The organism is Sphingomonas sp. Leaf32, from assembly GCF_001421765.1.
Classification (GTDB): domain Bacteria; phylum Pseudomonadota; class Alphaproteobacteria; order Sphingomonadales; family Sphingomonadaceae; genus Sphingomonas.
Genome location: NZ_LMLA01000009.1, coordinates 345,884 through 353,079, shown reverse-complemented (window position 1 = coordinate 353,079; position 7,196 = coordinate 345,884). Strand labels below are relative to the sequence as shown.

7 protein-coding genes are annotated in these 7,196 nt (G+C 66.6%); 5 read left to right on the top strand and 2 right to left on the bottom strand.

Features of this window, described 5'->3' with window-relative positions; translation table 11 throughout:
• Positions 1 to 312: 312 nt before the first annotated feature.
• Both rdgB and rph read right to left on the bottom strand, forming a co-directional pair.
• Complete coding sequence (rdgB, locus tag ASE83_RS13790; protein WP_055791152.1) at positions 313 to 942, bottom strand: RdgB/HAM1 family non-canonical purine NTP pyrophosphatase; 630 nt, start codon at positions 940 to 942, stop codon at positions 313 to 315.
• Entirely contained in the window at positions 939 to 1,655 is a 717-nt protein-coding gene (gene rph, locus ASE83_RS13785) for a ribonuclease PH (RefSeq protein ID WP_055791268.1), read from the bottom strand. Before rph ends, rdgB begins: the two co-directional genes overlap by 4 nt.
• 116 nt (positions 1,656 to 1,771) lie before the next feature.
• Between rph and ASE83_RS13780 the strand changes: the two genes are divergently transcribed.
• The 5 genes from ASE83_RS13780 (at position 1,772) to ASE83_RS13760 (ending at position 7,081) form a co-directional block, all read left to right on the top strand.
• Positions 1,772 to 2,269, top strand: coding sequence for a DUF6438 domain-containing protein (locus tag ASE83_RS13780; RefSeq protein WP_082443351.1), 498 nt, complete (start codon positions 1,772 to 1,774; stop codon positions 2,267 to 2,269).
• A 173-nt stretch (positions 2,270 to 2,442) separates the two neighbouring features.
• Entirely contained in the window at positions 2,443 to 3,480 is a 1,038-nt protein-coding gene (hrcA, locus tag ASE83_RS13775; protein WP_055791143.1) for a heat-inducible transcriptional repressor HrcA, read from the top strand.
• A 16-nt stretch (positions 3,481 to 3,496) separates the two neighbouring features.
• Positions 3,497 to 4,054, top strand: coding sequence for a nucleotide exchange factor GrpE (locus ASE83_RS13770; RefSeq protein ID WP_055791140.1), 558 nt, complete (start codon positions 3,497 to 3,499; stop codon positions 4,052 to 4,054).
• 47 nt (positions 4,055 to 4,101) lie between these two features.
• Entirely contained in the window at positions 4,102 to 6,834 is a 2,733-nt protein-coding gene (locus ASE83_RS13765; RefSeq protein ID WP_443024320.1) for a [protein-PII] uridylyltransferase, read from the top strand.
• Between the two features lie 40 nt (positions 6,835 to 6,874).
• Positions 6,875 to 7,081 carry a hypothetical protein gene (locus ASE83_RS13760; protein ID WP_055791133.1) on the top strand — a complete coding sequence of 69 codons (207 nt, stop codon included), beginning with the start codon at positions 6,875 to 6,877 and terminating at the stop codon, positions 7,079 to 7,081.
• Positions 7,082 to 7,196 lie beyond the last annotated feature (115 nt).

The window sequence follows — 7,196 nt, the reverse complement described above, 5'->3', positions numbered from 1 at the left end:
CCACGCCCAATTGCGGGACGCGCCAGAGGCACGCCTCGAGGTCCAGTCGGTGCACGTCCCGTAGAAACAGGCGTGCTGATTTTGTCCACGCCGCCTAGGTCGGATCGACATTCACATTTTATTTGGTCACCCCGGACGTGTTTCGGGGTCCACCGGGCCGTGATCGCGGTCGATAGAGGCTTACGCCGCACCGATTGCCGCGCCGTGGACCCCGGAACAAGTCCGGGGTGACGGAGAGGTTGGAGGCGGCGATCAGGAACGACACCGGGAGTAGCTGAATGTCGATCGGCCCTAGGTGCAGTCATGACGCTCTTAGAACACCGCCTTCACCAGTTGCGCGAACGCATCGGCGCGGTGGCTGATCGAATGCTTGTGGTCGGGATCGATCTCGCCATAGCTCTGGTCCATCCCTTCGGCGATGAACATCGGATCGTAGCCGAAGCCATGCTCACCGCGCGGCGGCCATATCAATTGCCCGTCGACGCGGCCCTCGAACCATTCGACATGGCCGTCTGGCCACGCCAGCGCCAGCGCGCAGACGAAATGCGCCGCGCGGCTGTGATCCGGTCCGGTCGCCTGCATCCGGTCCTCGACCAGTTGCATCGCCGCGTCGAAATCCTTCGAAGGCCCCGCCCAGCGCGCCGAGAAGATGCCCGGATCGCCGTTCAGCGCCTCGACGCACAGCCCGCTGTCGTCGGCCAGCGCGGGCAGGCCCGACAGGTCGGCGGCCTGCAACGCCTTCAGCTCGGCATTGGCAACGAAGGTCGTGCCGGTTTCCTCCGGCTCGGGCAGGTCGAGTGCGCCCGCCGAGATCGGGGTGACGCCGTACGGGCCAAGCAGCGCCGCGATCTCGCGGATCTTGCCAGGGTTATGGCTGGCGATGACCAGCTTGCCCGGTTGCAGCTTGCGGATCGCCTGTGGTTCCTTGCCCTCGCCGCTCATCGCCCGGTTGCCCGCAGCTGTTCGGCGAAGATGCGGCCACAACCGATGCGGGCGAGCCGCAGCAGGCGCAGCAGCGCCTCTTCGTCATAGCACGCGCCCTCGGCGGTGGCCTGCACCTCGGCGATGTTGTTGTCGCTGGTCAGGACGAAGTTCGCATCGGCATCGGCCGCCGAATCCTCGATATAGTCGAGGTCGAGCACCGGGGTGCCGTTGTGGATGCCGCAGCTGACCGCCGCGACCTGCCGGCTGATCGGATCGACCTCCAGCTTGCCTTCGCGCATCAAGCCATCGACCGCGAGGCGCAGCGCGACCCATGCGCCGGAGATCGACGCGGTGCGGGTGCCGCCATCGGCCTGGATCACGTCGCAATCGAGCGTGATCTGACGTTCGCCCAGCGCCTTCAGGTCGACCACCGCCCGGAGGGAACGGCCGATTAGCCGCTGGATTTCCTGCGTGCGGCCCGACTGCTTGCCCTTGGCTGCTTCGCGGCTGCCGCGCGTGTGCGTCGCGCGGGGCAACATGCCATATTCCGCGGTCACCCAGCCTTCGCCCTTGCCGCGCAGCCATGGCGGCAGGCGTTCCTCGAGCGAGGCGGTCACCAGCACCTTGGTGTCTCCGAAACCGATCAAGCACGAACCCTCCGCATGGCGGGTGAAGTTCGTCTCGATCGTGATGGGGCGCATTTCGTCGGGGGTGCGGCCGGATGGGCGCATGGGAATCTCCTGAAATTTGCTCAGCACTAGCGATCCGTTCATCCCCGCGCCAGCCGCTCAGCGGTACGCCCAGGGATGCGGGGCCGAAACGAACGACTTGGAACAGGGAGCCGATGATGAAGATGATAGCGTTAGCGATGGTGCCGATGCTCGGCGGATGCGTGATGGCGGTCGGCAACACGACCAACCAAACCGCGCCGGTCGCGATCGAGCGCGAAACGATTACGTATGAGACGTCGCCCTGTTTCGGAACCTGTCCGGTGTACCGCGTGACGATCCAGCCCAATGGTGCGGGCGTGTTCGAGGGCAAGCGGTTCACGAAGGTCAGCGGCATCCGCACGTTCCGGGCATCGCCCGACCAGTATCGCGCGTTCGCCGCAAAGCTGCAGCCCTATCGTCCGCAGTCCGAGCGGCTGGTGCAGCCGGGGCAGCCGGGGTGTGAGAATGCGCCGACCGACATGCCCTCGGTCGATGTGCGCTGGACCGAATTGTCGGGCGGGTCGCAGCATCTGTCCTTCTATTATGGTTGCCGGATGCGCGAGCAGGCGATGAACGAAGCGTTGCGCTCGGCACCGAACGAGCTGCCGATCGAGCAGTTTATCGAAGCAAACTAAGTCCTTCCCGATACTGGGGACCGCCGCGAAGCGGTGGTGGAGGGGGCGGTCCGCATACGGAACCGTTGCGTTGCGAGGCCACCCCCCTCCACCAGCTTCGCTGGTCCCCCCCTCCCCGCGGAGCGGGGAGGATTGGCTTTTCCATGAGCGGACTTCGCTCTACATCCCCTTACATGACCGCACCGATCCACGAGATGACCGACCGCGCGCGCGACGTGTTCCGGATCGTGGTCGATTCCTATCTGTCGACCGGCGCACCGGTCGGATCGCGCACCATCGCGCAATTGTCGGGCCTCAACCTCTCGCCCGCCTCGATCCGGGGGGTGATGCAGGACCTGGAGGAAGCCGGGTTGCTGGCCGCACCGCATGTCAGCGCCGGGCGGATGCCGACCGAAACCGGCCTGCGCCTGTTCGTCGACGGCATGATGCACGCGATGGAGCCATCGGCACAGGAACGCGCGACGATCGCCGCGCAGGCCGACAGCGCCGGACCGGTCGAGGAGGCGCTTGCCGGCACCGCCGCCGCGCTGTCCGGCCTGTCGGCCAGCGCGGGCGTCGTGTTGGTGCCCAAGCGCGAACCGGTGCTGCGGCAGGTGTCGTTCGTGCCGCTGTCGGGCACGCGCGCGCTGGCGGTGCTGGTCGGCGCGGACGGTTCGGTCGAGAACCGCGTGCTGGAGACGCCCGGCGCCAGCCCCGCCGCGCTGGTCGAGGCTGGCAATTACCTGACCGCGCGCCTGTCCGGCCTGACGCTGAGCGAAGCGCGCAGCCGCATCCTGCGAGAGATAGGGCAAGAGCGCGCCGAACTTGACGTCGCCGCCCGCGCGCTGGTCGAAAACGGCCTTGCGATGTGGAGCGAGGATGGCGACCATCGCCCGGTGCTGATCGTGCGCGGACAGGCGCGGCTGATCGACGATGCGGCCAGCCACGACCTCGACCGCGTACGGCAATTGCTCGACGAACTGGAGGGCAAGGAGGAGATCGCCCGGCTGCTCGAATCAGCGCAGGACGGCGATGCCGCGCGCATCTTCATCGGGTCGGAGAACAAACTATTCGCATTGACCGGATCGTCGGTGATCGCCAAGCCGGTCCGTGCGCTGGACGGGCGCGTGGTCGGCGTGGTCGGCGTGATCGGGCCTGTCCGGTTGAACTATGCGCGCGTCGTGCCCATGGTGGATTTCACCGCAGCAACGCTGGCCCGCCTGCTGGGCTGACAAAGAAGAGACTGGAATGAACGACATCCCCGCCAACGACGATACGAACGACCTGCGCGAAGCCACCGCAGAGGCCGCCCCCGAAGTCGCCGAAGCGGATCGCCACGCCGAACTGGAGGCGAAGCTCGCCGATGCGCAGGCCGAGGTGCTCTATGCCCGCGCCGATCTGCAGAATGTTCGCCGCCGCGCCGAAAAGGAAGTGGCCGATGCCCGCGCCTATGCCGCGACCGCGTTCTCGCGCGACATCCTGTCGGTCGCCGACAATTTGTCGCGCGCGCTGTCGGCGATCCCCGACGAACTGCGCGGCGACGACCGGCTTAAGGGGTTGATCGTCGGCCTCGAAGCGACCGGTCGCGAGCTGGAGAGCGTGTTCGGCCGCCATGGCATCACCAAGATGGTGTCGGTCGGCGAACCGCTCGATCCAAACAAGCATCAGGCGATGTTCGAAGTGCCGTCGAGCGACGCGAAGCCGGGAACGGTCTTGCAGGAAATCCAGACCGGCTACATGATCCGCGACCGGCTGCTGCGCCCGGCGCTGGTCGGCGTGGCCAAGGTGCCGGAGGGCGGCGCCTGAACGACGCGGTCCAACCCGACCTCGCTACGCCGCCGCGGTTCGAACGGATCGTCGATCCACGGGCGATCGTCGATCGCGGCGCGCTGGCGACGTCGCTCTCTGCACTTTCCGGCGAAGGCCAGGACGGCGTGGCGCTGCGCCGCGCCGCAACCGCCGTCCTGCGCGACGCGATGGCGCGCGGGCGGGGCGAGATCGAGCGGCGGCTGCTGGCCAATCCCAGCCACGGGCTGGAGACGGCGGCGGCCTATGCCTATCTGACCGACGCGATCCTCGTCGCGTTGGCCGGGTTCATCGTCGAGCGGGTGCATCCCAACCATAATCCGACCGCGGCCGAACGCATGACGCTGATCGCGGTCGGCGGCTATGGCCGGGGGGAAATGGCGCCGCATTCGGATGTCGACATCGGCGTGCTGACCCCGTGGAAGCAGACGCCCTGGTCCGAGCAGGTCATCGAATCGACGCTCTATGCGCTCTGGGACCTGGGGCTGAAGGTCGGCCATTCGTCGCGCTCGCTCGACGACATGGTGCGCCAGGCCAAGGGCGATGTGACGGTGCGCACCGCACTGGTCGAGGGGCGCTATGTGTGGGGGGATACGGCGCTGTACGCGGAGGCGGCGCAGCGCTTCAAGACCGAGGTGCAGGAAGGGACCGCCCGGACCTTCATCGCCGAAAAGCTGGCCGAGCGCGATGCCCGGCATAAGAAGCTCGGCGACACGCGCTATGTGGTCGAACCCAATGTAAAGGAAGGGAAGGGGGGCTTGCGCGACCTGCACGCCCTCTTCTGGATCGGCAAATACGCCTATAACGTCCGCCGCGCCGCCGATCTGGTGCAGGCGGGGTTGTTGAGCGCACCCGAATTGCGCAAGTTCAACCGGGCCGAGGATTTCCTGTGGGCGGTGCGCTGTCACCTGCACCTCATCACCGGCCGGGCGGAAGAGCGGCTGACCTTCGACGTGCAGACCGAGATCGCGACGCGGATGCGCTACAGCGACCGGGTCGGCAAATCGCGCGTCGAACGGTTCATGCAATATTATTTCCTGCAGGCGAAGCGGGTCGGCGACCTGACCGGCATGTTCCTCAGCCATCTGGACGAAACCTATGCCGCGCGGGGCAGCCGGTTCGGCTTTCCCCGCCTGCGCCGTCGTCCGCGCCGGCTGAACGGCTTCGTGCTGGATCGCGGGCGGCTGGCGCTACCCAAGGACGATTTCTTCGCCGAAGATCCGGTCCGCCTGATCGAGATGTTCGCGCTGGCCGATCTCCACGGTCTCGAAGTCCATCCGCTGGCGATGCGCGCGGCGTCGCGCGATGCGCGGATGGCGGCGCATGTCCGATCGCACCCGCGCGCGAACCAGCTGTTCCTCGACGTGCTGACGTCCCCGCGCGATCCCGAACTGGTGCTGCGCTGGATGAACGAATGCGGCGTGTTCGGCCGCTTCATTCCAGATTTCGGTCGCATCGTCGCGCAGATGCAGTTCGACATGTACCACCACTACACGGTGGACGAGCATACCATCCGCATGATCGGCCTGTTGTCGCAGGTCGAACGCGGCATCTGTCGCGAGGAGCATCCGCTCGCTACCGCGCTGTTCGGCGGCATCGTGCAACGGCGCGCGCTGTTCGTCGCGGTGCTGTGCCACGACATCGCCAAGGGGCGTGGCGGCGACCATTCGATCCTGGGCGCGGAAGTTGCCGAGCGGCTTTGCCCGCGCCTCGGCTTGACCCCGGCCGAGACCGAGACGGTGGCGTGGCTGGTCCGCTATCACCTGCTGATGTCGGCAACCGCGTTCAAGCGTGACCTGAGCGACTTCAAGACGATCCTCGACTTCACCAGCGTCGTCCAGTCGCCGCAACGCCTGCGCATGTTGCTGGTGCTGACCGTCGTCGATATCCGTGCGGTCGGGCCGGGAACGTGGAACGGGTGGAAGCGCCAGCTGCTCACCACCCTGTTCGAAACCGCCGAAGAGGTGCTGCGCCTTGGCCACAAGCAACGCGGCCGGGACGAACGCATCGCCGAGAAACAGGCGACGCTGCGCGCGACGCTGGGCTGGGACAAGGAGACGCTGGCCGCCTATGTCCGCCACCTGCCACCGGCCTACTGGATCGCCGAACCCGACGACGTGATCGCCGCCAATGCCCGCGTCGTCGACCAGTCGGGTGACACCCGCCTGACGATCGAAACCAGCGTGGACGAGGATCGCGGCGCGACCCTGGTCACGGTTCACGCCGCCGACCATCCCGGCCTCTTCTATCGTATCGCCGGCGCGATCCATGCGGCGGGCGGCAACATTATCGACGCGCGTATCCACACGACGCGCACCGGCATGGCGCTGGACAATTTCCTCGTCCAGAACCCGTTGGGCGGGCCTTTCGACGAAGCGGGACAGTTGCAGCGGCTCAAGACCGCGATCGGCGATGCGCTGGCCAACCGGATGAAGCTCAACGACCGGCTGGCCGCCAAGCCGCTGTCGCGGCCGCGCGCCGAGGCGTTCCCGATCGAGCCGAACGTGCTGATCGACAATGCCGCGTCGAACCGGTTCACGGTGATCGAAGTGAATGCCCGCGACCGCCCGGCGCTGCTTCACCATCTGGCACAAGCGCTGTTCCAGTCGAAGGTGACGCTGCATTCCGCGCATATCGCCACCTATGGCGAGCGCGCGGTCGATACCTTTTATGTCACCGACCTGACCGGGGATCGGATTACGGGCCAGTTGCGGCTGAAATCGCTGGAGCGACGGATGCTCGACGCGGCGGCGGGCAAGGAATTCGCCGGGTTCGTTTAATTCCTTGCGGATGAGTGGGGATTAAATTAGCTTCCTGCGTATGGACTATCTGATCCTGCTGTTCTTCGCAGCTGCCGTCGTAATGGTGATCGCCGCCATTGCCGCTACCGCCAACGCCCGGAAGCGGCGTCGAACCGATAGCGGAGCCGATGGGATAGGGTGGTTCGACTTCGGCGACAGCGGCGGATCGTCGGATTGCGGCAGCAGCGATGGCGGCGGTTGCGACGGTGGGGGTGGCGGGGACTGATCCGTCGACGCCCGCGCAAGCCGGTACGTGATCGATGGGACTGGTTCGTTTCGGTTCCGACGATAATTGCCCTCTCCGGATGGACCTGCGATAGCTTGGTCGGGCATCTAGGGGG